At 68.2% G+C, this 25,090-nt stretch carries 22 protein-coding genes; 14 read left to right on the top strand and 8 right to left on the bottom strand.

From position 1 onward, the window contains the following. Window positions 1-268: 268 nt before the first annotated feature. Both WEG36_01075 and WEG36_01070 read left to right on the top strand, forming a co-directional pair. The gene (locus tag WEG36_01075; protein ID MEX1256184.1) at window positions 269-3,676 is read left to right on the top strand and encodes a hypothetical protein; all 3,408 of its coding nucleotides are present in this window, start codon (window positions 269-271) and stop codon (window positions 3,674-3,676) included. A 141-nt stretch (window positions 3,677-3,817) separates the two neighbouring features. Then, window positions 3,818-4,348, top strand: coding sequence for a hypothetical protein (locus WEG36_01070; GenBank protein MEX1256183.1), 531 nt, complete (start codon window positions 3,818-3,820; stop codon window positions 4,346-4,348). A 46-nt stretch (window positions 4,349-4,394) separates the two neighbouring features. On the opposite strand, the gene WEG36_01065 is transcribed toward WEG36_01070, so the two are convergent. The 3 genes from WEG36_01065 to WEG36_01055 all read right to left on the bottom strand — a co-directional run bounded on the left by WEG36_01065 (window position 4,395) and on the right by WEG36_01055 (window position 9,204). Further along, window positions 4,395-6,536: a dehydrogenase E1 component subunit alpha/beta gene (locus tag WEG36_01065; GenBank protein ID MEX1256182.1), complete on the bottom strand. Its 2,142-nt coding sequence runs from the start codon at window positions 6,534-6,536 to the stop codon at window positions 4,395-4,397. An 80-nt stretch (window positions 6,537-6,616) separates the two neighbouring features. Further along, a complete protein-coding gene (locus WEG36_01060; protein MEX1256181.1) occupies window positions 6,617-8,695 on the bottom strand; it encodes a thioredoxin domain-containing protein in 2,079 nt (692 codons plus the stop codon). Window positions 8,696-8,730: 35 nt separating this feature from the next. After that, window positions 8,731-9,204 (bottom strand): hypothetical protein, encoded by a 474-nt coding sequence (locus WEG36_01055; protein MEX1256180.1) that lies wholly within the window; start codon window positions 9,202-9,204, stop codon window positions 8,731-8,733. A gap of 195 nt (window positions 9,205-9,399) precedes the next feature. Between WEG36_01055 and WEG36_01050 the strand changes: the two genes are divergently transcribed. The 9 genes from WEG36_01050 to WEG36_01010 all read left to right on the top strand — a co-directional run bounded on the left by WEG36_01050 (window position 9,400) and on the right by WEG36_01010 (window position 15,518). Then, window positions 9,400-9,648, top strand: a complete 249-nt coding sequence (locus tag WEG36_01050; protein MEX1256179.1) for a hypothetical protein — start codon at window positions 9,400-9,402, stop codon at window positions 9,646-9,648. Window positions 9,649-9,667: 19 nt separating this feature from the next. Beyond that, entirely contained in the window at window positions 9,668-10,060 is a 393-nt protein-coding gene (locus tag WEG36_01045; GenBank protein ID MEX1256178.1) for a hypothetical protein, read from the top strand. Continuing rightward, the gene (locus WEG36_01040) at window positions 10,057-10,689 is read left to right on the top strand and encodes a hypothetical protein (GenBank protein ID MEX1256177.1); all 633 of its coding nucleotides are present in this window, start codon (window positions 10,057-10,059) and stop codon (window positions 10,687-10,689) included. Before WEG36_01045 ends, WEG36_01040 begins: the two co-directional genes overlap by 4 nt. Continuing rightward, window positions 10,682-11,317: a dephospho-CoA kinase gene (gene coaE / locus WEG36_01035; GenBank protein MEX1256176.1), complete on the top strand. Its 636-nt coding sequence runs from the start codon at window positions 10,682-10,684 to the stop codon at window positions 11,315-11,317. The genes WEG36_01040 and coaE overlap by 8 nt, the downstream gene beginning before the upstream one ends. Further along, the gene (locus WEG36_01030; protein MEX1256175.1) at window positions 11,314-11,976 is read left to right on the top strand and encodes a PHP domain-containing protein; all 663 of its coding nucleotides are present in this window, start codon (window positions 11,314-11,316) and stop codon (window positions 11,974-11,976) included. The genes coaE and WEG36_01030 overlap by 4 nt, the downstream gene beginning before the upstream one ends. Before the next feature lie 3 nt (window positions 11,977-11,979). Further along, window positions 11,980-13,077 carry a bifunctional oligoribonuclease/PAP phosphatase NrnA gene (locus tag WEG36_01025; protein ID MEX1256174.1) on the top strand — a complete coding sequence of 366 codons (1,098 nt, stop codon included), beginning with the start codon at window positions 11,980-11,982 and terminating at the stop codon, window positions 13,075-13,077. Next, window positions 13,074-13,511, top strand: coding sequence for a hypothetical protein (locus WEG36_01020; protein MEX1256173.1), 438 nt, complete (start codon window positions 13,074-13,076; stop codon window positions 13,509-13,511). Before WEG36_01025 ends, WEG36_01020 begins: the two co-directional genes overlap by 4 nt. A 10-nt stretch (window positions 13,512-13,521) precedes the next feature. Beyond that, window positions 13,522-14,028, top strand: a complete 507-nt coding sequence (locus WEG36_01015; protein ID MEX1256172.1) for a Fur family transcriptional regulator — start codon at window positions 13,522-13,524, stop codon at window positions 14,026-14,028. 62 nt (window positions 14,029-14,090) lie between these two features. Next, a complete protein-coding gene (locus tag WEG36_01010) occupies window positions 14,091-15,518 on the top strand; it encodes a phospholipase D-like domain-containing protein (protein MEX1256171.1) in 1,428 nt (475 codons plus the stop codon). Window positions 15,519-15,537: 19 nt separating this feature from the next. On the opposite strand, the gene WEG36_01005 is transcribed toward WEG36_01010, so the two are convergent. Beyond that, window positions 15,538-17,349 carry an ABC transporter ATP-binding protein gene (locus WEG36_01005; GenBank protein ID MEX1256170.1) on the bottom strand — a complete coding sequence of 604 codons (1,812 nt, stop codon included), beginning with the start codon at window positions 17,347-17,349 and terminating at the stop codon, window positions 15,538-15,540. A gap of 231 nt (window positions 17,350-17,580) precedes the next feature. After that, window positions 17,581-17,850 carry a hypothetical protein gene (locus tag WEG36_01000; GenBank protein ID MEX1256169.1) on the bottom strand — a complete coding sequence of 90 codons (270 nt, stop codon included), beginning with the start codon at window positions 17,848-17,850 and terminating at the stop codon, window positions 17,581-17,583. Between WEG36_01000 and WEG36_00995 the strand changes: the two genes are divergently transcribed. Further along, entirely contained in the window at window positions 17,837-18,325 is a 489-nt protein-coding gene (locus tag WEG36_00995) for a hypothetical protein (protein MEX1256168.1), read from the top strand. The genes WEG36_01000 and WEG36_00995 overlap by 14 nt on opposite strands. A gap of 36 nt (window positions 18,326-18,361) precedes the next feature. Here the strand turns inward: WEG36_00995 and ggt are convergent, their stop codons facing one another. Both ggt and WEG36_00985 read right to left on the bottom strand, forming a co-directional pair. Beyond that, window positions 18,362-20,122, bottom strand: coding sequence for a gamma-glutamyltransferase (ggt, locus tag WEG36_00990; protein ID MEX1256167.1), 1,761 nt, complete (start codon window positions 20,120-20,122; stop codon window positions 18,362-18,364). Then, window positions 20,119-21,333, bottom strand: coding sequence for a M20 family metallopeptidase (locus WEG36_00985; protein ID MEX1256166.1), 1,215 nt, complete (start codon window positions 21,331-21,333; stop codon window positions 20,119-20,121). The genes ggt and WEG36_00985 overlap by 4 nt, the downstream gene beginning before the upstream one ends. 224 nt (window positions 21,334-21,557) lie before the next feature. On the opposite strand from WEG36_00985, the gene WEG36_00980 reads away from it, so the two are divergent. Together WEG36_00980 and WEG36_00975 are read left to right on the top strand one after the other, a co-directional pair. Then, complete coding sequence (locus tag WEG36_00980) at window positions 21,558-22,730, top strand: anhydro-N-acetylmuramic acid kinase (GenBank protein ID MEX1256165.1); 1,173 nt, start codon at window positions 21,558-21,560, stop codon at window positions 22,728-22,730. Then, a complete protein-coding gene (locus WEG36_00975) occupies window positions 22,727-24,475 on the top strand; it encodes a hypothetical protein (GenBank protein ID MEX1256164.1) in 1,749 nt (582 codons plus the stop codon). The genes WEG36_00980 and WEG36_00975 overlap by 4 nt, the downstream gene beginning before the upstream one ends. Here the strand turns inward: WEG36_00975 and WEG36_00970 are convergent. Beyond that, the gene (locus tag WEG36_00970) at window positions 24,451-25,086 is read right to left on the bottom strand and encodes a hypothetical protein (GenBank protein MEX1256163.1); all 636 of its coding nucleotides are present in this window, start codon (window positions 25,084-25,086) and stop codon (window positions 24,451-24,453) included. The two genes, WEG36_00975 and WEG36_00970, sit on opposite strands and share 25 nt — an antisense overlap. Window positions 25,087-25,090 lie beyond the last annotated feature (4 nt).

Below are 25,090 nucleotides of genomic sequence, written 5' to 3'. Positions count from 1 at the left end.
TGTGGAAAACTTTAGAGACACGCTGCTCAAAAATCTGAGGGTGTTCCGGTGAATCCGCTGAAGACGGGCGGGTTCCGGTGCCCGGAGCCGCCTCGAATTTCCTTGTACGACAAGGGATTGCGTAGGGGGGCTCCGATTGGCACCGGACTTGCAAGTCATCGGCTCGGACTATCTCAACGCGTCGGCCGCGAAATGCCGGGAAAAAGAAGTCGGTAGCACAATCCACCGGGCATCACGAACGATGCCCATTCACACTCAGGGGGAGTGAATGATGAAGCTGCATCGTTCTACACTATTCGCCGGGCTGATGGCCTTCGGGCTGGTTGCCTGCGGAGACGACGTACAAGTCGTAGATCCGCCGCCGCTGCCGCCGCCGCCGCTCGTCGTGTCCATGTCGCCACAGAATCAGCAGATTCTGGTCGACGAGACCGCGGACTTCGCAATCAACATCTCCGGTGGCGCCGAGGGCGCCGACATCACCTGGACATGCACCTCGCAGAACATCAACGTGGCGAGCGACGCCACCGAGATCGGTGACGACTCCAACCCCGGGTGCCGCGTGACGGGCGAGGGGGTCGGAAGCACCGTGGTGACAGCGTCCGTCACGAAGGGCACGCAGAGTGCCAGCGTGGGCGGACAGATTACGGTGAGCCAGATCCCGGTCGAGCCCGCGACGATTTCGATCCAGCAGCTGACCCAGAACAGCGCGGGTGGTGGGATTGTAAGCGCGCCTATCGGCGCCATCCGCGGTCAGCTAAATGTCATCATGAATGTGGCTGGGAACGACGAGACGCCGACGGAGGTGTCGGTCTATCTCGGCGGCACGAAAGTGGCCTCTCAGACACTCTCCGCCGGTGCTTTCGCGGAGGCCGGGGTCGGGCCAGACGGCGTTCTGCTTCCGGTGACGATCGAGCTTTCCTTCCAGACCGATCGGTACGACGGGATGATCATCGGCGAGATCCCCACGGGCGACGCTTGGCACCTCAATGGTCTCCAGAACATTCAGGCCTTCCTCGAAGTGTCGGAGCGGCCGGATGAACCGAGCGCATCGAATATCATTGAATTGACGCTTGCCAACTTCAATCGGATTCACATCTCCGAGGTCGGCCTGGCTGCTTACCAGACCAAGCTCCCGACCGCGAAGGCCATCGGCACGACTTCCGGCGCACTGCCGGGTCAGCTTTGGTATGGTGGTAGCTCGGGCTCGGTCTTCTTCCAGGCGGCTCCCGTCATCTATCAGCCGGAAGTCCCGGGCGGGTTGACGGCGCGGAGCATCGCGGCTCCGAATGGGTCGCTCAACGTTGGCCTCCCGGGGTGCGCCGCGGATGTCGCGGCGCCTTATGGGGTCGCTCCGTTCAACTTCACCTTCCCTTGCGCTGGCTTCGAGTCGGGGGTGGCGGGCGTTGCCCCGGCCATTCTCGGCGTGCCGATCGACAAGGAAGGGAATCCCCTCGTGTTCGGAGGCGCCGTCATCTTCCCGGTGCCCAACATCGTTCCGGCGATCGTGGGACCGCATCCGTTCCCGATCAACATTGATAACAAGGCCCCGACGGGCCAAGCGATCGACTTCCGCAGGCAGGCTTCCATCGAGAACCGCGAGAACTGGGGCAACGAGACCTATGGGCTCGCGACGGGATATACGGCCCCGGTCGACGGTGGAGTCGGGCTGAACACGACGAGCGCCAGCCAGGTGCGACGCTTCCGTGTCCGCACGGGCGCGATTGTAGTGTACACTGGCAGCTATGGTGAGTCGCCGTGCCTAGGACTTACCACAGGTCCTCCGGCTGAGGGTTGTACTCCGAATACCGGGATCGCCAAGTCGGCCAACAATACGACCTACAACGCTCAGGTCGAGGTGCATGACTTCGGACTCGAGAACACGAGCAGCTGGACGAGCCAGAGCCTACCCACCGGGGCCAACGCACCTTGCGCTGTCGAGCCCACAGTTTGCGAGTTGACGGCGAGCAACGCCGCATCTCACACGCTGACGACGTTCGGCTACGATCCCGATGATCCGTCGGCGCTGTATACGACTGTCGGGGGCGCTACCGCACTCGGTCCCCTTTTCTCGACTGTTCCCTTCCCTCCGAGCATTCCCGCGATGGCGGTGGATGGCCAGGCGCGCCAGTACGTCTTTGAGACGGTACCGGCCGGTGCGAACTTCGAGTTCTCGGCGACCGACATGATTTCCGGCTTCGCCGCACCGGGCGCACCCGGAGGCTCGCGCGCGCTGCTTCACTCGCACGTGACGGCGACGGCGACCGTGAACTCGCCCCTAGGCGTGTTCACAGGAGCAGGCATCGGCCACCTGTTGGGCACGGCTCTGGTGCCGGCGAACGTGACCCCCTTCGGCACCTCGAAGGCAGGTACGGGCTTCGTGAACAGCCCGCTCAACACGGGCGCGTACGTCCAGACGCCGACGTCCATCACGACGGCGGCAGCCCCTGCGGTTCTGGTCAATGGTGGAGTCGTCGCCACGCCGACCCAGGAGGTCTACCAGGCGCGTGCGCGTGACCGCGCGGGCAACCTGACGCTGATCATCGCGTGGCACGTTTACACGAACAACACGGTGCGGCCCATCTTCACGGGGCTGATCGCACAGGGGCTCTTCTTCGGAGGCACCCTGGCGACCTTCCCGGGCACTTCGCAGGACGGGGATCCGGGGGCGACCTTCGGAAACGAGGTCTATGAGGCTTCGTTCGACCTATCCTATCTCGGTATGGCAAACCTGGTGTATGAGCGGGCCGTCAATTCGGCCCTGAAGTTCTCCACGTTGTTCGACGACTTCATCCTCATGCCGCAGCCGATCAACTTCACGACCGGCGCGGCTGGGGCAACGGCCACGTCGCCGGCCTTTATCCGGGCTCTCCAGCCGGTGACCGGTGTTGTGGCCGCGGTCTCGCCTGACGGTGAGCCGGTCGCGGGCGGTACGCCTGCCGGCGTGCAGGTCAAACCATCCATCATGACGGGACGCGCCTACAACGGGACGCTCGAAGGGCTGGCGCTGTCCCCGCTCCCGGTGCCCATTTACCCCTGTCACGCTTGGGCCGGTGCCGTGCTTGCAGCCTCGTTCAGGCCGTGCCATATCACCGATGGCGCGCCGATGGCTGCGAGTGCCACCGGAACATCCGCGCATGCGGGTGCGACGATCCTCTCGACACAAGTCGAGACGGGGACGGCATTCAGCGGCGCCGTCGGACCGCTGAACATCGCGAACTTCTACATCGCGGAGATGACGGTGTCGGCCCCGTCGGGCTCTGCTCCGAACGTAGTGCGCACCGCGACGATCAAAATTCGGGCGCGGGGTCCGACGATCACGTTCGCTAACCCGTTCCCGGGTGGGCTCGTGGTGGTCGAAAACCTTGGAACGCTTCTTCCAGGTCCGGTCGGGCCGTATTACAGACCGATCGCGGGTGCGACGGCGTCGCCCACACCCCTCTTCGCGGCGGGCTTCCCCACGCTCGACAACGGGTCGATTCGTGACTTCGACTGGACGTTCTCCTTCACCCTCCCGGTTACGACCGTGGCGGATGGTCTCGCGACCAATGGTTCGCGCGAGATCCGGGTTATCGGGCTGAGCGGCGGATTCGACGGGCTCGTTTCGAGCGGCGCCCAGGTGCCGTTTCACGCGACCACGGCGCTCACCACGGCAGTGGGTATCATGTACGTACCGTAAGCAGTCTCACTCCTCGCGAGGGGCCGGCGGCGTACCAGCCGCCGGCCCCCCTCGGGGGGGACCACCGATGGGTTGAACGCCTCGCCCCCCAGGGTGGGGCGTTCGCTTTTCTAATCGAGAGAAACGACGATGCGCGAAGGGATGAGGCCCTCGACGTTCGCTTGGACGCTAGCCATTCTTCTGCTCGCGGGATGTGAACAGCCGCCCGGGGCGGAGATTCTGGAGACCTTCGAGCCGGGTGCGCCGAAGGCGGAAGTTCTCGCTCGGATCCCTCACGGCGGAGTCGTCGCGTCCGATCCGATGGAGGCGCCCCTGATACTGCAGGGATACTGGTTCGAGCAGTACTTCGTGGACGGGGGAATCGTCGAGGTCATGTGGCTCCACGACGTGGAGCGGGGTTATCCGGAGGAAGAGTTTCGGCGCAATCTTAACCCCGTGATCTTCCGCGACGAGGTGCTGGACGGGTGGGGGTGGAGCCACTTCGACCGGCGGCAGGCCGACTGGCGCATCATCGAGCGGCAGCCGGGAATGGTGGGGAGGTATCCCGAACCGGGGGAGGACTTCATCCGCGAGCGGGCCCCGGACCGCCCAGGGGCTCCCGAGGCGATCCCGGCGGATACCGCGCCGACCGGGCCGAGGGGCGACGGAAGCGGGTCGGGAACGACCGCCTGACCTCGGGAAGGGTCGGCCAGTCAGGCCTGCGGGGGCCCCCGGAACGTCAGTACGTGGCGAGCTCCCGGATCGCGCGGAGCACGTCCGAGGTCTGCGGTAGGATGACTTCTTCCAGCTGGGGCGAGTAGGCGACCCAGGCCTCTTTCGCCCCCACCCTGCGCACCGGTCCGTCGAGCCAGGGAAAAAGATCGTCCGCGATGCGCGCGGCGATCTCCGCTCCGATCCCCCAGGCCACCGGATCCTCGTGCGCGACGATGGCACGCCCGGTTTTCTTCACCGATTCGCCCACCCGGTCCATATCGAAGGGACTGAGCGACCGGAGGTCGAGCACCTCCACCTCGATCCCGTCTTCCTCGGAGGCGATCTTCGCGGCCTCGACCGACCGTCGCACGAGGGCCCCGCAGGCGACGATCGTAAGATCCGATCCCTCGCGGACCACTTTCGCCTTCCCGAACGGGATCATGTAGTCCGGCCCTGGATACCGCCCCTTGTTGTGGATTTGCCGGTAGAGGTGCTTGTGTTCCAGGAAGAGGACGGGGTCGTCCGACCGAATCGCCGTCCTCAGGAGTCCGTTCGCGTCCTCCGCGGTGGAAGGGAGGATGACGCGAATCCCCGGGGTGTGCGCGAAGATGCTGGCGCCCGTCTGCGAGTGATAGATGGAGCCGCCCTTCAGGTATCCGCCGAAGGGGGCCCGGATCACGACGGGCGCCGCCCAGCCGTTCCCCGAGCGGTAACGAAGGGTGGCGAGCTCGTTCCGGATCTGTTGGAAGGCGGGCCAGATGTAGTCGAAGAACTGGATTTCGACGACCGGCTTGAGCCCGCGGGCGGCCATCCCGAGCGCGCGGCCGACGATGTTCGCTTCGGCGAGCGGCGAGTTGAAGACGCGGGTCCCGCCGAATTCCCGCTGGAGGCCATGGGTGACCTTGAAGACGCCCCCCTTTCCGGAGACCTCTTCAAGGGCCTCTTCGCGCGAGCAGTCGGCGATGTCCTGGCCGAAACAAACGATCCGGGGATCGCGCGCCATCTCGTCGCGAAGGCAGGCGTTGAGGAGGTCCACCATGGTGAGTCCCCGGTCGTCCACGTAGGCCGGGGAGTCCTCCGTGTCGAAGTCGGGGCCCGTCGGGTCCACGACCTCCGAATAAAGCCAGCGGGTCGCGTCGCGGGGATCTGGCTGGGGGTGCCTCAGGGCTTCATCGGCCGCCTCCGCCACCTCGTCATGGAGCTCCGCCTCGAGCGCGTCGAGCTCCTCTTCGTCGGCGAAACGCTCGTCGAGGAGGAGGGCCCGGGCGCGCACGATCGGGTCGCGGGCGGCCTGCGCGTCGAGCTCGGCCGCCGACCGATACACGCGGTCGTCATCGGACATCGAATGGGGCTGGAGCCGGACCACCTGAGCGTGGAGGAGGGCCGGACCGCGGCCGTTTCGGCAGTGCGCCACGGCCTCGCCCGCTTTTTCGAAGGAGTCGAGGAGGTCCGTCCCGTCGCAGGGGACGATGTGCAGGTTCGGGAATCCCGAGACCAGTCGGGAGATGCTCCCCCCCGCGGTCTGCACTTCGACCGGAACGGAAATCGCGTATTCGTTGTCCTCGATGAGGAAGACGACCGGGAGCCGGAGGTTGCAGGCGGTATTGAGCGCTTCCCAGAACTCCCCCTCCGAGGTTGCGCCGTCACCCGAGCAGACGAGCGCGACTTCGTCGTCCTCGAATTCATCCATCCGGCTTCGCAGCTCGGGGAGGAGCTGCGCCCGAACTCCGGCCTCGGCGGCCCCCACCGCGTGGAGATACTGGGTCCCCGTGCAGGAAGAGGAACTGACGATCCGAAGCCCGGGGTCGCTGTAGTGCGTAGGCATCTGGCGTCCCCGCGAAGCCGGATCGGCGTCGGCGGCGACGGATTGGAGCAGGTGCTCCAAGGGGGACTGGCCCAGCGCCAGCGTCAGGGCCCGATTTCGGTAGTAAGGGAAGATCCAGTCGGACCCCGGACGGAGGTGCCGCGCGATCGCGACCTGGATCGCCTCGTGCCCCGCTCCGGAGATCTGAAAGTACGCCTTGCTCTGTCGCTTGAGGCTCTCTTCTCGTTCGTCCACCAGGCGGGAGGTCACCATGACCCGGTACATCTCGAGGAGCTCGGCCCGACCGAGACCGTGCAGGTCCCGGGCCGCGACGGTCTCGGGTTGTGGAAGCCTCGTCGCCATCAACACTCCGTGTCAGGGTCCGGATCAAGATAGGGCGGCCCCCGGAGAGGGCCAAGCCGTGGAACGAGGTTGGGGCCGGCCTAAGCCGGGCGGGTCGCGACGCGCCGAAGCTGGGCGGCGAGCTCCTTCGGATCGGTCGTGGGGGCCCGGCAGGCGAAGTGCTCGCAGACAAAGGCGGTGGGAGCGTCTCCGACCGGCACGCGCCCGGCGAGGAGTGGGGTCGCAAAGGGCGGATCCATCCCCCTTCGCACGCCGGTAACGACCCGCCCGGGAAGGAAGGGGCGGTGGACTTCGCGGAGGAGGAGGTCGGTGCGGATGCCATCGTCCGCGCCGGCGATGGCCACCTCCACGGGGCTCGCGGCCAGCCGGCCCGCCACCGCGAGAAGGCGCCCGAACCCGAGGGGAGAGGATGCCATGAGGGGCGCTTCGCGCGCCACGATCGCCCGCGCGTCTTCGAAACGGGAGTCGCTTCCGAGGAGGCGGGCGAGCCGCATGCGGAGCTCCGCGGCGAGAGAGGTTCCGGAAGGGATGGGAGAATCCGAGCTCTCCCTGGGCCGCACCAGGAGCCGGTCCCCGTCGTCCGGGGCGTCGTAGAGGAGGCCGCTCTCACCGTCGCGGTACCGCGCATCCACCTCTTCGTCCAGCTCCACGGCCGCTTCGAGCCAACGCGGGTCCAACGTCGCCTCGTGGAGGGAAAGGAGGGCGTTTCCCAGGGAGGCGGCATCTTCCAGGAATGCGGGGATCCGGGTCCCCGCATGGGGTTCCTGGTGAAGGAGCCGCCCCGCCGGCCGGAGCGTGCCCAGGAGCCAGTCGGCGGCCGCCGAGGCGGCCTCGACGTAACTCGACTCACCCAGGGCCGCCCCGGCTTCGGCGAAGCTTCGCACGGCGAGGCCGTTCCATCCGGCCAGGATCTTGTCGTCCCGGAGGGGCGGCTCCCTCGAGGCGCGCGCCTCCTTCAAAGTCGCGAGCGATTCGCTGAGCGAGAGGTCGAGCGCCTCGCGCGACATCCCTTCGCCTCGAGCCACGGCGTCGAGGTCGTGGGGGAGGTGAAGGATGTTTCGTCCCTCGAAGTTCCCGCCCTCGGAGACGTCGTAACAGCGCCGAATCAGCCGCGCCTCGTCCTTCGAAAGGAGTGCCTCGACTTCCCCGGGGGTCCAGAGGTAAAAGAGCCCCTCTTCGCCCTCCGAATCGGCGTCCCGCGCGGTGTAGAAGGCCCCTTCCGGCGCCCGGAAGTCGCCGAGAAGGTCGTCGAAGATTCCCCGCGCGACGGTCAGGAGCTCACTGTCGCCAGTGATCTGATGGGCCTTGACGTATACACCCGCGAGCAGGGCGTTGTCGTAAAGCATCTTCTCGAAGTGGGGAACGAGCCACCGCTGGTCCACGGCGTACCGGTGGAAGCCCCCGCCGAGGTGATCCCGGATCCCTCCGCGCGCCATCCGGCGGAGGGTGAGGAGGACGGCGTCGAGCGCGGGGCGGTGGCCCGTCAGGGCGTGGTGCTCCAGAAGGAATTCGAGAACTACCGGCTGGGGAAATTTGGGGGCGCGGCCGAAGCCGCCGTATGCGGGATCCATCCTTCCGAGAATCTCCCCCACCGCTTCGGGCACGAGGCCGGCGTCCACGACTGGCGTCTCGCCGCCCGGCCCGGACTCCGCCGGTTCCATCGAGCGTGCGAGCAGGTCGCGGATCCTCGCCGCCGCGCTTTCCACCTCGTGGCGCCGCTCTTCCCACGCCGCTCGCGTCGCGGCGAGCAGCTGCGGAAAAGAAGGGAGTCCGTGACGGGGCTCGGGAGGGAAGTAGGTTCCCCCATAAAAAGGGGCCCCCTCCGGAGTGAGAAAGATGGTCAGCGGCCATCCGCCCTGGCCGCCGAGCGACTGAACGGCCCGCATGTAGAGGGCGTCCACGTCGGGGCGCTCTTCGCGGTCCACCTTCACGTTCACGAATCCTTCGTTCATCGCCCGTGCGGTCTCCGGGCTCTCGAACGACTCGCGCTCCATGACGTGGCACCAATGACACGCCGAGTAGCCGATGGAGAGGAGGATCGGAAGCTTTTTTTCGCGGGCCCGCGCGAAAGCTTCGTCTCCCCAGGGGAACCAGTCCACCGGGTTGTGCGCGTGCTGGCGGAGGTAGGGGCTCCGCTCGTGTTCAAGGCGATTCGGCATGGTGACCCTGGACGCCGCTCTGAACCTGGCGAGGGTCAGGGTGTCGAGGCGAGATCCGGAATCTGGACTCCGCGGGCGATCTGACTCAGGACGAAGTGGGCCACCTCGTCCGGGGAGGCCGATTCTTCGCGGGAGACGATGCGGGCGACTCCGATCTGCCGCCCATTGGCGCACACGAGGCTGAGGAAGGCGGCCGGAAGCGAGTGCATGGGGCTTTCCGCTCGCCATGGCTCGCGCGGGGCGCTGTCGTCTTCGCGGAGCGCGGTTTCATCCACGGATACTCCAGCGACGGCGACTCGCACATTTCCGCTGTCGAGAGCTCTCACCAGGGCGTCCAGATCGGCCGGCCGCACGGGGATCGTGGCGAGGAAGGAGGGGATCCCCTTCACCAGGAGCGCGAGGGATAGGGTGGCCTGCCCGGTGAATCCGGGATCGCCGGGACCGCCAACGGGCTTCACCGACCGGAGAACCGGGTAATCCGGGCTGACGAAGGTGTTGAATTCGGGCATGGTCCGTCCGATCGCCTCGCTTCCGCTCTTCTAACCACAGGGGTCCGAATGCTACCTTGCTACCTGAGGGAATACCCCGGTCGAGGTCAGGGGTCCCTCCGGATTCTCCCGGGGGGCCGGGCGGCCCGGATTCCGGGGCCCTCGCGCCGAACGCGCGCGGCGGCGCACGTCTGACGAGTTTTCCTGGGGGGCCCGATGGGACTCCATAGCTCGATGGTCCGGCTGGTCCTCCGGCATCCGTCGCTGATTCCTGCGCTCCTGGCGCTCTCCTGGGCGAGTCGTCCGCGGCGTTGGTACCTCCGTTCGCCCTACCTTCCCATTCCCCCCGCGCCCTACCTGCGCTGGAGGATGGAAACGGCCTACGGGGACGGGACGCACCAGCCTCCGCAGCGCGAAGGTGCACGGTACCTGCGCTGGACCTGGAGGATGCGGAGGGCCCGGTGACGCCGCAAAAGGGGAGAGCGTGGGAAGGCTCCTGATCGTGCTTCTGATCGTGCTGGGAGCGGGGCTCTATTTTCCGCGGACCCGCGAGAGGATCTTCGAGCGGGCAAGCCCCCTCCTGACCCCGGCCTACGTCTGGATGACGAACCAGGAGCTGGGGCAGATCGCCGTGGATCTGAGCGCCCTCCAGGGATCCCGCACCGGCCTTCCGACGCGACGGGGAGAGTTCGATGCGTGGATGGACGGGCGGTATCCCGGAGAGAAATCCCGCGTGGACCCCTGGGGAACGCGGTATCGCCTCGAGGTCTTTTCGAGCCGGTTCCGGGTCATCTCCGCCGGACCGGACCGCACCTTCGGGACCGACGACGACCTGAGTCGGGAGGCACCGAGCGACGTGGTCTCGCGGTCCCGATGACGATCGCCGCGCCAGGGGAGGGCGGCCGGTCCGAGGCGACCTCCGGGGCCGGTCCGGGCGGGGCGGGACGTGTTCGGCGCGTCCTGGTCTTCACCGCCAAGGTCCTCGCACTCCTCGGCGTCTTCGCCGCGGCGGTCTGGATGAACCTCTACGGGGCCGAGGCGGCCGGCATCGAGGAGACGGTCCGCGCTTGGGGGTATCCGGGGCTCTTCGCGATGTCCGCGCTGAGCGGTTTCAACCTTCTCGTCCCGATCCCCATCGTCCTCTTTTTCCCCTTCTTCATGGAAATCGGGATGCATGGGGGCGCGACCCTCCTGACGATCGCCGTCGGAATGACGATGGGCGACCTGGTCGGTTTCCTTCTCGGCTCGATCGGGCGCCAGGTGGTGGAGCTTCCCGATGGGAAAGTGCTGCGCATGTTGAGAGACCTTCGCAATCGCCCCTGGCTGCCCTACGCCGTGCTCTTCGCCTATGCGAGCTTCGCTCCATTTCCGAACGAGATCCTGGTGATCCCGATGGCCTTTCTCGGATTTTCGGTGGTGGGAATCTTCGCCTCGACTTTTTTGGGCAACCTCATCTTCAATACGATCGCGGCGCTCGGCCTGACGGGCGTCTTCGGGGGTGGATGAGCCTCCCGGGGCGCGGGCCGTCATGATCCACGTCGGCCTCACCGGGAACGTGGCCTCCGGAAAGTCCGCCGTCGGACGGATCTGGGCCGCGCGGGGGATCCCCGTCCTCGACGCGGACCTCTTGGCGCGAGAGGCGGTGCAGCCCGGAAGCCCGGGGCTGGCCGCGGTCCGGGAGGCCTTTGGAGAGGAGGTGGTCGCCGAGGACGGGACGCTCGACCGCGCGCGCATGCGGGAAATCGTGTTCCGGGACCCCGAGGCGCGCCGGCGCCTCGAGCGCGTTCTCCATCCCCTCATCGCATCGCTTCACCGCCGCTGGATCGCCGAGCGGGCGAACGAGGGGACGCCGCTCGCCGCAAGCGAAGTCCCCCTCCTCTTCGAGACCGGGCTGGAGGACGAGTTCGACGTCGTCGTGCTGGTGGATGCTTCGGAGGCTGAACGCCTCCGCCGTCTCGTCGAAGAGCGCGGCCTCGCCCCGGCAGAGGCTCGAAGCATCATGGCGAGCCAGGGGGACCCGGCGGTGAAGCGCTCGAAGGCCGACCACGTCCTCGACAACGATGGGTCGCTCGCGGAGCTGGAGGCGAAGGCAATCGCTCTGCTGGATCACCTTCGCGGCGGTGCGAGCGCGTGACGGGCCTCCTTCGCCTCGACCTGCACCTCCACACCCGCGGGTCGTGGGACTGCCTGTCGGATCCGGAAGAGGTCCTCGAGCGCGCCGCGCGGGGCGGGATCGGCCGGATCGCGATCACGGACCACAATCGGATCCAGGTCGCGCTCGAGATGGCGGAGCGTTACCCCGACCGCGTCATTCCCGGCGAGGAGGTGAAGACGGCGGAGGGGGTAGACGTCATCGGGCTCTACCTCCGCAGCGAGATTCCGAAGGGGACTCCGGCCGACGAAACCTGCCGGCTGATCCGGGAGCAGGGAGGAATCGTGTATCTCCCGCACCCCTATGCGTCCGGCAAGGGGGGGTCGGGGCGCCTCGCGGAGCGGCTCGCGTCCCAGCTCGACGTCGTCGAGGCCTTCAACGGGCGTCTCCACGATCCGGCGCGCGACCTCCGGGCGGTCGAGCTCGCGGATCGCCATTCCCTCCTCCGGGGTGCCGGCTCGGATGCGCACACCCTCGCGGAGATTGGCCGGACCTGGATCGAGGTCCCCCTTCACCCGAACGAGCCGCGCGCCCTCCTGGAAGCGCTGCGCCGTGGGACGATCCACGGCGAAAAGGCCCCCCGTTACGTGCATCTCGCCTCGACCTGGGCGAAGCTCCGGAAGCGGCTTCCGGGCGCTTGACCCTTGGCAACGGGTGGTCTACCCTTCGCCCCACTTCTCATGAGCTACCAGATTCCAGAATCCCGGCGGACGGACGTCGCTCGGCTCCTCCGCCTCCTTCGCGGGTCCCGGCGGGTCATCCTCACCACGCACCTGAACGCCGACGGCGACGGAACCGGTTGTGAGGCCGCGCTCCTCTCCCTCCTGTCGGCGATGGGGAAGGAGGCGTGGATCGTCAACCCGACCCCCTTTCCGGAGTCCTTTCGCTTCCTCGTGTCCGAGACGGAGCGGATCCTCGGCGCGGGGAGCCGCGCCGCGGCGGAGCGCTGCCGAGACGCCGACCTCTGCGTCGTCGTGGACACCGGCGAGAAGTCCCGCATCGGACGGGTGAAGCCGCTGGTGGATCACCTGACCCTCGCCGTGGTGGACCACCATCCCGCCGGCGGGGATGCGCTGGACGCGGTCTCCTTTCGGGATCCGGCGGCCGCCGCCGCGGGCGAGCTCGTGTTCGACCTCGTTTACGCGCACGGCGGTCCGTGGACGCCGTCGATCGTGGAGGGGCTGTACGTCGCGATCCTCACCGATACCGGATCGTTTCGGTTTTCCAACGCGACTCCCTCGGCCCATCGGGTCGTGGCGGAGTTGATCACACACGGAGCTTCCCCGGATGGGCTGTACCGGCGCGTTTATGGGGACGTGCCGCTGCGCCGCTACCGGCTTCTCCGTGAGACGTTGGACACGCTCGAGCATTCGGCCGAAGGGCGCGTGGCATGGATGACCGTACCGGAGAAGGTTTTTCGCGCGCTCGGATGCACGTCGGAAGATTTGGACGGAATGGTGGACTATCCCCGTGGGCTCGAGGGCGTCGAGGTGGGGCTTCTCTTCCGCGAGATCGAGCCGGGACAGGTCAAGGTCTCCTTCCGCTCGAACGGGCGGCTGGACGTGAACGCCCTCGCGCGAAGCTTTGGCGGGGGTGGGCACGTAAGGGCTTCCGGGGCGTTGGTGCGGGGCGCCCTCGAGGAGGTGAGGGAGCGGGTCATCCAGGACGCGGTCGAAGCGGCGCGCGGGATGGCGGAAGCCGGATCCGCGGAACCGGAGGGGGGAAAGGGCGTAATCGAATGACGGAACGAGATGCCGGCGTCCCGGGCGCCCTCGGGGAAGCTCTTCGAGAGTTGAGCGGGCGGGTTCCTCCCTCCCGGCTGGACCGCCTCTGGCTTTTTCCTCCCCTGGCGCGTGGAAGGAGCGAAAGCGGAGTGATCGCGGCGAGTTGTTTCGTGGAAGGCGATCGCCGCCTGCTCGTCACTCTCGCTTATCGCGCGGAGGAGACGGGAAGCGGAGTTTCCTTCAAGCCGGTCTTTCAGGAGGAAGGGGAAGCGCCCGAGGACCGCCTTCCGCGAATCATGGATGGCGTGGTCCGACGTTCGGAAGAGGCGCGGGAGCCCCCCAGGGCGGTTTCCATCGCGGGGGACCCGGGGGCCTTCGCCGGCCTGATCGAAGAGCTCGCGGCGCCCGCGGGCCTACGCGGAGCGGCCGGCACGCAGAGCTCCAGGGAGTGAATTCATTCGCATGACACCAACATCCGCCCCCCAGGTTTCTCCATTCGTCCGTCTCTTCGGGCGGTATCTCCGCGATCAGGGGCTTCCGGTGACGCAGCAGCGGGAGGCCGTCGCCGAGGTCGTTTTTTCTTCGTCGGAGCACCTCTCCGTCGAAGACATCGAGCGGCGGCTGCGCGAGGGCGGGGAGCGCATCGGCAAAGCCACGGTTTATCGCACGCTCGACCTCCTCGTGCGCAGCCAGCTCGTGGCCGAGCACGACTTCAGCCAGGGGTTCAAGCGTTACGAACACCGCCTCTCCCGGCAGCCGGAGCATGAACACCTCATCTGCCAGGAGTGCGGGAGGGTGACCGAGTTCAAGAGCGAGGAGGTCCAGAGGATCCAGGACTCGATCGCGGGAGAACACGGCTTCCTCCCTACCCGGCACAAGCTGGAGATCTATGGGCTCTGCGCCGCCTGCCGGCAGGCGGGGGCCGAGCTTCCGAGCGGAGGGTTGACCTGCCCGATCGAGACCGTCTGACCGAGGCGAAGATCGGGGGGCTGGAGGGGGAGGATGCGCCGAGCCCCTTCCCCGAACGCGCCATGAGCCGGGCTACCGCCTCGTCGCGGATTGACGGGAATCTGATCGCCCTTCAGTTCGATGGTCCCACGACGTTCGACACCTGGCTCGAGGCCATCCGCAAAGCCCGCTCTTACGTACACTTCGAGAACTACATCCTCCGGGACGACGACGTCGGCCGCGAGTTCCGAGATGCGCTGACGGAGCGCGCGCGGGCCGGGGTGCAAGTGCGCGTCCTCTACGACTGGGTCGGATGTTGGGCGACTCCGCGGCGTTATTGGCGTCCGTTTCGCGCCGCGGGGGTCGCGGTCCGGGCCTTTAATCCGCCGAGCGTCGGCGACCCTCTCGGCGTTTTCCAGCGCGGCCATCGGAAGCTCGTCGTCGTGGACGGTGAGGTTGCCTACATCGGAGGGTTCTGCGTCGGCCAGGAGTGGGCGGGGACCGATGTGGATCCTCCTTGGCGCGACACCGGGGTGGAGATTCGCGGCCCCGCGGCGGCTCACGCCGCGCAGGCCTTCGAGCGGTCGTGGACCGAAACGGGGGCGAAAATCCCTCCCGAGCTCCGCGCCGACCCCGCGAATACTCCGATCCGGGGCAACTCGAAGGTCTGGCTAATCGAAGGCCGCCCATGGCGCTCGCGCGTTTATCGAGCCACCCAGCTCATGGCTTCCTGGGCGCGCCATCGCCTCTGGATCACCGACCCCTACTTCCTCGCGCCGCGACCCGTCTCGGAGGCGCTCATGGCGGCGGCCCGGGACGGGGTGGACGTTCGGATCCTGGTGCCCGCGCACAACAACTGGCCCTGGGTGGGGAGCCTTTCCCGCGGTGGATTCCGGTCGCTCCTCATGGCAGGAGTGCGGCTCTTCGAGTGGCAGGGGCCGATGATCCACGCGAAGACGTCGGTCGTGGACGGGCGGTGGTGCCGGATTGGGTCCACGAACCTGAATTCGGCCTCGCTTCTCGGGAATTGGGAGCTCGATGTCGGTGTCCTCGACGAAGATCTGGCCTCCCAGGTGCAGGCGCTTTTTTTCGCGGACCTCGCGTCCGCTGTGGAGATCGTCCTCCCGAATCACCTGTCGGCGCGCCCGAGGGAGCTGGGGGAGCCGGGGCTCGGGACCACCCCCCTCGATGGAGAGCATACCTTTCCAGGGCCCAAAGGGTGGCACCGAGCCGGGGGACAGACCCTCACGATCGCCGACCTCGTGCGCGCGGGCTCCGCTCTTGGAGACGCGATCGCCGGCCAGCGCGTGCTCGGCCGCGAGGACCGCGTGACCCTCTGGACCGCGGTCATCATTCTCCTCGCCGTGGCGGCATTGGCCGCATTTTTCCCGCGGGCGGTCGGATGGGTCTTGGCCGTGGGCTTCGGCTGGATCGGGCTGACGCTGGCCGTGCGGAGCGCGGTCCAGGCCCGGCGCGCCCGCCGGGAAAAGGAAGCCGGGCCGGAGGACTGACCCGGCGTTTGGGGGGAAGCTACCCCGAGGCGCCCGCGAGGGCACCGGGCGCGTTCCCCCTCCCGCTCTCCTCCTCGAGGTCCCTCTCCAGGAGCTGCCGGTGGAGGAGAGTGGCGTACACGCCGCCCTTCGCGCGGAGCTCGTCCGGTGTCCCCGCTTCCACGATCCGCCCCTCGTCGAGAACGAGGACGCGGTCGGCGTGGAGGACCGCCGTCGCGCGGTGGGAGACGATGAAGGAGGTCCGGCCTCTCAGGAATGTCCCGAGCCGAGCGAGGATTTTGGCCTCGGTTTGCGTGTCCACGGAGCTCAGCGCATCGTCGAGGATGAGGATCGCCGGGTCGCGCGCCAGCGCCCGTGCCAGGGTCGCGCGCTGCTTCTGGCCGCCGGAGAGATTGATTCCGCGTTCGCCGAGCCAGGTCGCATATCCGGCCGGGAACTCGGTGACCTGCTCGTGGAGCTGGGCGACTTCCGAAGCCCGGAGAATCCGCGGGTCGGTGCCTTCGTCGCCCCCCGACGGCATCGCATCCGCAAGTCCGAGCCCCAGGTTCGATTCGATGGTCTCGGAAAAGAGGAAGGTGTCCTGCGGGACCACGCCGATCTCCGCCCGGAGCCGTTCCAGGTCGTATTCCCCCAGGGGGATCCCGTCCAGGACGATCTGACCCTCGGTCGGATCGTAGAGCCGTGGGAGGAGGGAGACGAGGGTGCTTTTCCCCGATCCGGTGGCCCCCACGATCGCGATGGTTTCGCCCGGTTCCACCTTGAACGCGAGGTGCCGTAAGACGTCCCGCTTCGTCCCCGGATACCGGAAAGAAACGTCGCGGAATTCGATCTCCCCCCGAATGCCCGCGGTCGGGCGTCCCACCCCGGGGACGACCGCCGGCTCGGCGCCGAGGATCTCGTTGATCCTCCCCATGGAGGCTTCGCCGCGCTGGAAGAGGTTGACCACCCATCCCAGCGCGATCATCGGCCAGGTGAGAAGGTTCACGTAGAAGATGAGGGCGATGAGATCTCCGACCGACAGGGTCCCCGCCATGACCCGCGCTCCCCCCGACCAGATCAGGGCGACCATCGCAATGCCGGTGAGGAGGCCGAGGGTAGGATGGAAGAGCCCCTCGACTCGCACGAGGTGGAGATTTCGATCCATGTACTCTCGGTTCATCTCGCGGAACCGCGCGACCTGATCGGACTCCTGGACGTAGGCCCGCACGAGCCGGACGCCCGTCAGATTTTCCTGCGCCCGCGTGGAGAGGGAGGAAAATTGCTCCTGGATCCTCTGGAAGCGGCGATGGATCACCCGTCCGAAAGCGAGGACCACGGGAGGGAGGGCGACCATCGGCACGAGGACGATGGCCGTCAGTCCCGGCGAAATCCAGAGCATCAGGGAGAGGGCGAAGGCCGTCATCACGGCGGTGTTCGCCGCGTACATGACGGCGGGTCCCACCGCCTGGCGGACGGCGAGGGTGTCGTTCGTCGCCCGGCTCATGATGTCACCGGTGCGGGTGCGCCCGAAGAAAGTCGCGTCGAGGCGCAGGAGGTGGCGAAAGAAACTCGCGCGCAGGTCACATTCGATCCTGCGGCTAACCCCGTTGAGGAGCTCCCGCATCCCGTAGCGGGCGGCGCCTCCGGCGAGCGCGGCGGCCACGATCAGCCCCGCGTACCCGCCGATTCGCGCCGGGGTGGTGTCCGGGCTCCCGAGAGAGTCCACCGCGAGCCGGAGGAGCCAGGGTCCCGCCACGGTGAAGCCACTTGCGATCACCAGGAGCCCGAACCCCGCCGCGACCGTGCCGCGATAGGGGCGGAAGTAGGGGAGCACCGTTCGGAGATGGCTCATCCGGGGAGTGGGGGGTGTAGGAAGAGTCGGATCGGAAGCGCGCGCGCACGCCGCGCAAATCGGACAAGGAGATTATAACGTGGACCGTCGAGACAGGTCCCCCAGCGGCCGGCTCGCCTCTATCCTCGCCCCGGCACTTGTTTTTTGGATCGCCGCCTGCGCTCCGGACGCGGAGACCGCGCCGGAAACCTCCGGAGGAGAGACGCCCGCCCTGAACGACCCGGCTCCGACTCAGTCCGTGGCTCCCGCGCCCGAACCCACCCCGTCCCCAGCGCCCGCGCCGGCGGGAGGGAACGTGACGCCCACGCCATCGTCCGCGACCTCGAGCACTCGGCCGCCCTCGTCGGTTTTTTCATCCGACGAGGGTCCGGCCCCGGACGCGGTCGCCGCAGCCCCGCCGCCCGCTCCCTCCCCCGCGCCCTCGGCCGCCCCGGCTCCAATGCCGGTCACGATTCCCGCGGGGACCACGATTCCGATCGTGATGGAGGTGGCCCTTTCCACTCGAACGCACGTCACGGGCGACCTCTTTTATGCGCGTGTCGCGGAGGAGGTTCTCGCGGCGGATGGGATGGTGCTCATTCCCGAAGGGACCCGGGTCGAAGGAAGGGTGGCCGAGGCGCGCAAGGCACAAAACGCCTCGGAAGAGGCGTTGCTCCTCCTGACCTTTGAAGCGCTTCTCCTGCGGGGCGGGCGCGTCTCCGTAGACGCGGTTGTGACCGAGGTTACGATTGAGGAAGTGGACGACGGGTCCACCACGCGGACGGCGGTCGGCGTGGCCACGGGAGCCGCGGCCGGAGCGATCGTCGGCCGGATCCTGGGGCGGAACCGCAACACCACGATCGGGGCGGCCGCCGTGGGCGCCCTCGCGGGTGCGGGGATCGCGCTCACGACGCGGGATGGGCACGCGGAGATCCGCGAAGGGGCACGCCTCGTGATCGAGCTCCAGACTCCGACCCTTCTCGCGACCTCGGGCTGACCCCGGGGCCGGTGGCGCCATGCCGCCGGCTTCGCGTCAATATCCCGCGGCCGTTCCGCCCCGGCGCGGGTCCGAATAAGCGGAGATCGTCCCGTCGGGGAGGACCAGGATGGCCTGGACGTCCCCCGAAATCCCGCTCCGCTCCTCCAGCGTATGCCCGAGGGCGCCAAGCGCCGCCACGATGGCGGGGTCGAGCCCATCCGCCTCGAATTCGATCCGGTCCGGGAGGTGCTGGTGGTGTACTCTCGGGGCGTTCACCGCCTGGGCGACATTCATCCCGAAGTCCACCACGTTCGAAAGCACCTGAAAGACGGTGGTGATGATCGTGGACCCGCCCGGGGTTCCAGCGACGAGGAAAAGGGCCCCGTCCGCCGTTTCCACGATGGTCGGCGTCATCGCGGAGAGCATCCGCTTTCCGGGCTCGATCGCGTTCTGTTCTCCCTGCACGAGCCCGAACTGGTTCGGGAAGCCGGGACGCGACGCGAAGTCGTCCATCTCGTTGTTCAGGAGGAATCCGGCTCCCGCGACCGTCACCTTGCTCCCATAGCTCGAGTTGAGGGTCGTCGTCAGGGCGACGGCGTTCCCCTCCTCGTCCACGATCGAAAAATGGGTCGTGGATTCCCCTTCCGTGAGCGCCGCTCCGGGTCCGATTTCCGTGGACGGGGTCGCACGCTCCCTCGAGATGCCGCCACCGCGCTCGGCCGCGTATTCGGGAGAGATCATCCGCGTGAGGGGAACGGTCACGAAGTCCGGGTCCGCGAGAACCTGGTTCCGGTCCGCATAGGCCCGCTTCCACGCTTCGGCCATCAGGTGGATGGATTCGGGAGAGTGCCATCTCATCGCTCCGAGCGGATACGGCTCGAGGAGATTCGCCATGAGCGCCAGGGTGGCCCCTCCGGAGGAGGAGGGGGGCATCGAGTGCACCGTGTATCCCCGATACCGGAATGTGACCGGCTCTCGCCAGACGGCGGTGTACTCCGCGAGGTCCGAGGTGGTGATGATCCCGCCCCCCCGCGCCATCTCGGCGACGATGAGCCCGGCGGTCTCCCCGGAATAAAAGCCCTCGGGTCCGGCGTCTCGGATCCGCGTCAGCGTTGCGGCCAGCTCCGGTTGGCGGAGCACGGTCCCCATCGCGGGAAGCGAGCCGCCCGGAAGGAAGGCGTCCCGCGTGGCTTCGAAAAGAGAAAGGCTCCCCTGGAATTCGCGGAGTGAAGCGGAAAGCTGCGACCCGACCGTGAAGCCTTCGGCCAGCTCGATCGCGGGCTGGACGAGAGCGGTCCATTCGAGGCGTGCGAGCCGCTGGTGCGCTTCCCAGAGCCCCCTCACCGTGCCCGGGACCCCGGAGGCGAGGTGCCCCACGATCGAGGCGTCGGTAAGCTCCCCCGAATCGTCGAGGTACATGTCGCGCTGCGCGGCGGCCGGCGCCCGTTCGCGGAAGTCGAGGGCGAGAACCTCCCCCTCCGCGCTTCGGAAGACCATGAAGCCCCCGCCGCCGATGTTCCCGGCGGAAGGATGCACTACGGCGAGAGCGAAGGCGATCGCGATCGCCGCATCCACGGCGTTCCCTCCCTCGCGCAGGATGTCGAGCCCCACCTCGGTCGCATACCGGTCGGTGCTGCTGACCATCGCGTCTGGCGCGAGGACCGGGTCCACTTCCGCGGGAAACTGCCACTCGTCCGGGAAAGCGACCTGGGCCCTCGCGACCGCAAGCGCTGGGGCGGGAGACTCGGCCTCGCATCCGGAGAGCCCGGAGAGGAGGAGGGAGAAAAAGAGGAGGCTCGAGACGGCGCGAGTCATGCCCCTGACTTCGCTTTCCGGGAACCACTCTCCGCGAGGCGTTCCAGAATGTGGACCGCCGAAGTCGCGAGGAGTGCGGCACCCAGGGGAAGGACTTCTTCATCCGCGTCGAAGCGCGGAGAGTGATGTTCCCGCGGCTCCGGGAGCGCCGCTCCGAGCCAGAAGAAGGCACCGGGAACCGCCTGAGCGAAAAAGGCGAAGTCTTCGGCGAGGAGGCTCGGCTCCGCCCGGACGAACCGCTCGTCCCCGATCACGGGTCGAACCGCCTCTTCGACCCATCGGGTGACCGTCGGATCGTTTACCACCGGGGGATACCCTCCATGAAATCTCACTTCGCTCCGCCCTCCCATGGCATCGGCGGTCGCGAAGGCCTGTTCGACTCCGCGGTGGATCCGAGCCCGCACGCCGGGATCGAAGTAGCGGAGGCTTCCCGTGAGAACCACGCGTTCACAGACCACGTTGGGCGCGGTGCCTCCGTGGATCGTGCCGAAGGTGAGCGCGGCGGGCTCCGAAGGGCCGAGCATCCGGCTCACCACCTGCTGGGCAGCGACGACGCCGAGCGCGGCGAGGGCGAGGGCGTCCACCCCTTCGTTGGGCCGTGCGGCGTGAGCCCCTTTCCCCTCGATCGTGACCTGGACTTCGTCGGACCCGCCCCAGAACGGGCCTTCGCGGAGAAAGACGTGCCCCGCCGGAAGGTGCGCCCCGACGTGAAGCCCGATCGCCGCGTCCACCCCCTCCATCGCCCCTTCCTCCACCATCCGCATCGCCCCGCTTTTTCCTTCGCTGTCGCTCGCCTCTTCGGAAGGCTGAAACAGAAGCCGGATTCGGCCTCGGGGGAGGGCCCCTTCGGCGTGCAACTCCGCGAGGATCCGGGCGGCGCCGACGAGGCCGGCGGTGTGGAAGTCGTGCCCGCAGGCATGCATGACCCCCTTCACGGCGGAGGCGAAGGGGAGCCCGGTCTCCTCCTGGATCGGAAGCGCGTCCATGTCGGCGCGAAGGGCGACGGTGGGCCCGTCCCCGTCTCCGATCTCGGCGATGACACCGGTGCGCGCCACACCGGTCCGGACGTCGTACCCGGCCTCCGCCACCTCTCTTGCGGCGAGCGCGGCGGTTCTCGTCTCCCGAAAGCTCAGCTCGGGATTGCGATGAATGTCGCGGCGCAACTCGACGAGGCGAGGGGCGATGCGGCGGGCGCGGTCCAGGAGTTCCATGGGGAGCGAGTGCGGTGTCCTGGCAGGTCGCCGGTCGAGGGTCCGAGGGACGGGAAAACCGCGATCGCCGGCACGTTGGCGAGCCCACCCGGGCGCCGTTAGCTTCCGCCCGCGGAACGGGAATCGGGGCGGGTGCCTCCAAACCGAACATACCACCGGTGGCGGGCCCGCGACCACCCCTCCCACTTCTCCAGCGAACTGCTGAAATGGAGCGCGCGGAACGGGTGAAGCGGGATCGAATGCTTGTGGGAGGCATCCTCTCCGGCACCTCCCTGGACGGCGTGGATGCCCTCCTCCTCGAGGTCCGTGGACGGGACGCGGAGTCGCTCGAGTGGGAGATCCTCGGTTTCCTCACGGAATCTTACACGCCGGCGGAACGGAACCGGATCGCGGAAACGATCGCCTCCGGAGGCGTCCGGGAGCTCACCCTTCTGGCCACGGATCTCGGGCGACGCTTCGCCGGAGTCTTTTTGGAGCTCCTCTCCCGAATCGGGGTCGCGCCGGACGAGGTCGAGGCCGTGGGGTCTCACGGGCAGACCGTTTGGCACGAGCCACCCGCAGGGGGCAAGCGAGGCGCGACGCTCCAGATCGGGGATCCCGCGACCCTCGCGGAGGAGACCGGGTGCCCCATCGTCAGTGACTTTCGCGGGCGCGACATGGCCGCGGGAGGGCACGGGGCTCCGCTGGTTCCCTGGGCGGACTGGGCGCTCCTTCGGCGCAAGGGCGTGGGGCGCGCGCTCCAGAACCTCGGCGGGATGGGAAACGTCACTTTTCTTCCCGCCGACGGCACCACGGACGGGGTGCGCGGCTTCGATACGGGGCCCGGCGTCGCCCTCCTCGACGGTGCGGCACGCCGGGCCTCGGGCGGGACGGAGGCCTGGGATGCCGACGGGCGGCGGGCGGCGCGGGGGCGCGTGAACGCCGAACTCCTCGCGAACCTCCTCTCCGATCCCTTCTTCGCCCTCCGGCCACCGCGCTCGACCGGGCGCGAGCGATTCGGAGAGACGCGCCTGGACGAGATCGTGAAGGGTGTTCGGCCCGAATCGAAGGAAGATTGGGACGGCCTCCTCGCGACCCTCGTCGCCCTCACCGCCGGGTCCATCGCGCGCGCGTACCGCGACTTCCTTCCTTCCACCGGCGTGGACGAGGTGGTGCTCACGGGTGGGGGGGCCCGGAATCCCGCTCTGGTGGCGGCGATCGCCGAGGCGGTCGCTCCCCTTCCCGTCCGTTGCGGGGCGGAGGCGCTCGGCATGGACCCGGACGCCCGCGAGGCGGCCGCCTTCGCCATCCTGGCGTGGGCGCACAAAAAGGGGATCCCGGCAAACCTCCCCGCGGCGACCGGCGCGAGCGGCCCGCGGGTGCTGGGGTCGCTGACCCCTGGTGGACCGGGACGGTGACCCGGCCCGATCGCCGCGCAACCGCGCTCCTGGCCGGGGGGATCGCCCTCGCCGCGGCTCTCGTCCTCGGATCCGTCTTCACCCCGGCGCCACACACGGGGGGAGACAACGCCACCTACCTCTCCCTCGGCCACTCCCTCGCGGCAGGGACCGGTTACGTCGAGCATTGGGATCCCGGCGCGGCCCCGCACACGAAGTATCCCCCGCTTTTCCCCGCACTCCTCGCGGGTCTCGTCCTGGCGGGCGCCTCCACCTGGACGACCTTCAAGCTCCTTTCGGCACTCGCGGTGGGGAGCGCCGTCCTCTTCGCGTTCGGATGGGCCGCGCAGCGGCGGGGTCCCCTCGCGGGAGCGGCCGTCGCGCTCCTCACCCTCCTCGCGGGAGGGTGGATAGACGCCGGGCGATGGATCCTTTCGGAGCCTCCCTTTCTCCTCCTGACCTTCCTCGGGCTCTGGGGGGCGGAAGTGGGGATGACCCGAATCCGGCCGATCGGGGCGGCCGCGCGCGCGGCTCCCGTTCCCGACCCCGAAAGGGTGCCGGGACATTGGGGTTGGACCGCGCTCGCGGCGGCCGCCGCGCTGCTCGCGTTTTTTACCCGATCCGCGGGGCTCCCCCTGGTGTTGGCCCTGGGAGGCGTGCTCCTGGCGACCCGAAGGTGGCGTACCGGAGCGATCTTCGGCGCAGCCTTCGCACTTCCGGCCGCCTGGTGGGTGCTGCGGGCGCAAGGGGGCGGGGAAGGGGCATACCAGTCGGAGTTCTGGATGGTGAATCCCTACGAACCGGGCCTCGGGACGATCGGGATCCTCGACCTCCCGGTCCGGGCGTGGGAAAACCTCAAGTTGTACGCCGGCGAGATCCTGGGTGCCCAATGGTGGGGGAGCGGGAGCATCCCCACGGTCGCGATCGCGGGACTCGTCATCGCCGCTCTCGCGCTCTGGGGATGGACCCTGCGCGTGCGGTTGGGGGCTGGCGTGGCGGAGCTTTTTGTGCCCCTTTACTTCGGGCTCATCCTCGTCTGGCCCGAAGTCTGGTCCGGCGACCGGTTTCTCCTCCCCCTGATCCCGATCCTCCTTCTCTATGCCGGGGAGGCCGTCCGCTACGCCGCGCTCCCGTTGGGAAAGACGCTCGGGACCGCGGTCCTCGCCGCCGGGATCCTCCTCCTCGCCCTTCCCGCCGTTCCGGGATGGCTTCGAATCGCGGACGCCGCGGGGGACTGCCGGCGAATGGCCTCCCTGGGAGACGTCTTTGAGTGCCACGCACCGAGCTTCCGCGAGTTCAGGAGCGCCGCGGCCTGGTCCGGGGCGAACCTCCCCGGCTTCGCCGTCGTGTTGAACCGGAAACCCTCGATGTTCCACCTTCTCGGTGGAAAGCCGGGGCGGATCTTCCCTTTCACCGGAGAGCCCGGACCCTTCCTCGACGAGGCCGATCGCCTCGGAGCGGCCTACGTCCTCTTCGACCACCTGGACGGGATCTCCGCCCTTTACTTATCCGCGGTCATCCGAGCGCGGCCGGGGGCTTTTTGTCACCTGATTGGATGGGGCGGAGGGGAGAGCGTCCCGGGGACCGAGCTCTTCGGAATCCTTGCGCCCTCCGAGAGGATCCCAGGAAGGGACATCCCGGAGATCTACCCGTGTCCCGCCTCCTACCGGCGGGCGCAAGGAAGGGAGCCGGTCATCGAGGGAGTGCGAATCCCGCTCCTCGTCGGTGCGGAGTCGCCGGGTCAGGCGTCGCCGGTGTCCCCGTAAAGGACGCCGAGGATCATCCCATGGAGGAGGAAGGTGACGTAACTGTCCTCTTCCGCGTCGCCGGTCTCGAGGAGGATCGAGAGGATGGGAATGCTGCGGACCGGGGAGAGGGCCTGGAGCTTCGAAAAGAGCCCGCCGAACGGAACGGCGAGGTAGTCCACCGTTCCGGCGACCGCGCCCCGCACCAAGGGTGGGCCGGGGAGATAGGGATCGAGGAGGGTCGCGTACAGGACGCCTCTTCCCGCGCCCGCAAGGAGCTCGTCGGCGGCCTCGCGGGCCGAATCCGGTGGTTCCATCCGATCCCTCTCGAGGAACACACGCGCGGCATAAAGGATGCCCGCCGCGCCCGCGCCTGCCGCCGCGCCCCGGAGGATGCGGCTCATGGCCGGGCGCCGACCGGTGGACCAGCGCATCGCCGCCGATGCGCCGAGGGCCGACACGGCTCCGGAGACGACCGACGAAAGCGGAGTCGCATCGGGAACGGACGCCGGGTCTGGTTCGCGACGTCGCTTGGAGGGGCGCTTTTTCTCGGCGGGTGCGGAGAGGAGGGACGTGGCGGCCTGGACCGTCCGTCCCAAAGCGTACCAAAAGGAACCGTCGTCACGCGGCATGTGC

This window comes from Gemmatimonadota bacterium, assembly GCA_040882465.1.
Lineage (GTDB): Bacteria > Gemmatimonadota > Gemmatimonadetes > Longimicrobiales > Gaopeijiaceae > JBBEBG01.
The sequence above is the reverse complement of the archived record's forward strand: the minus strand, read 5'-3'. Positions and strand labels throughout refer to the sequence as shown.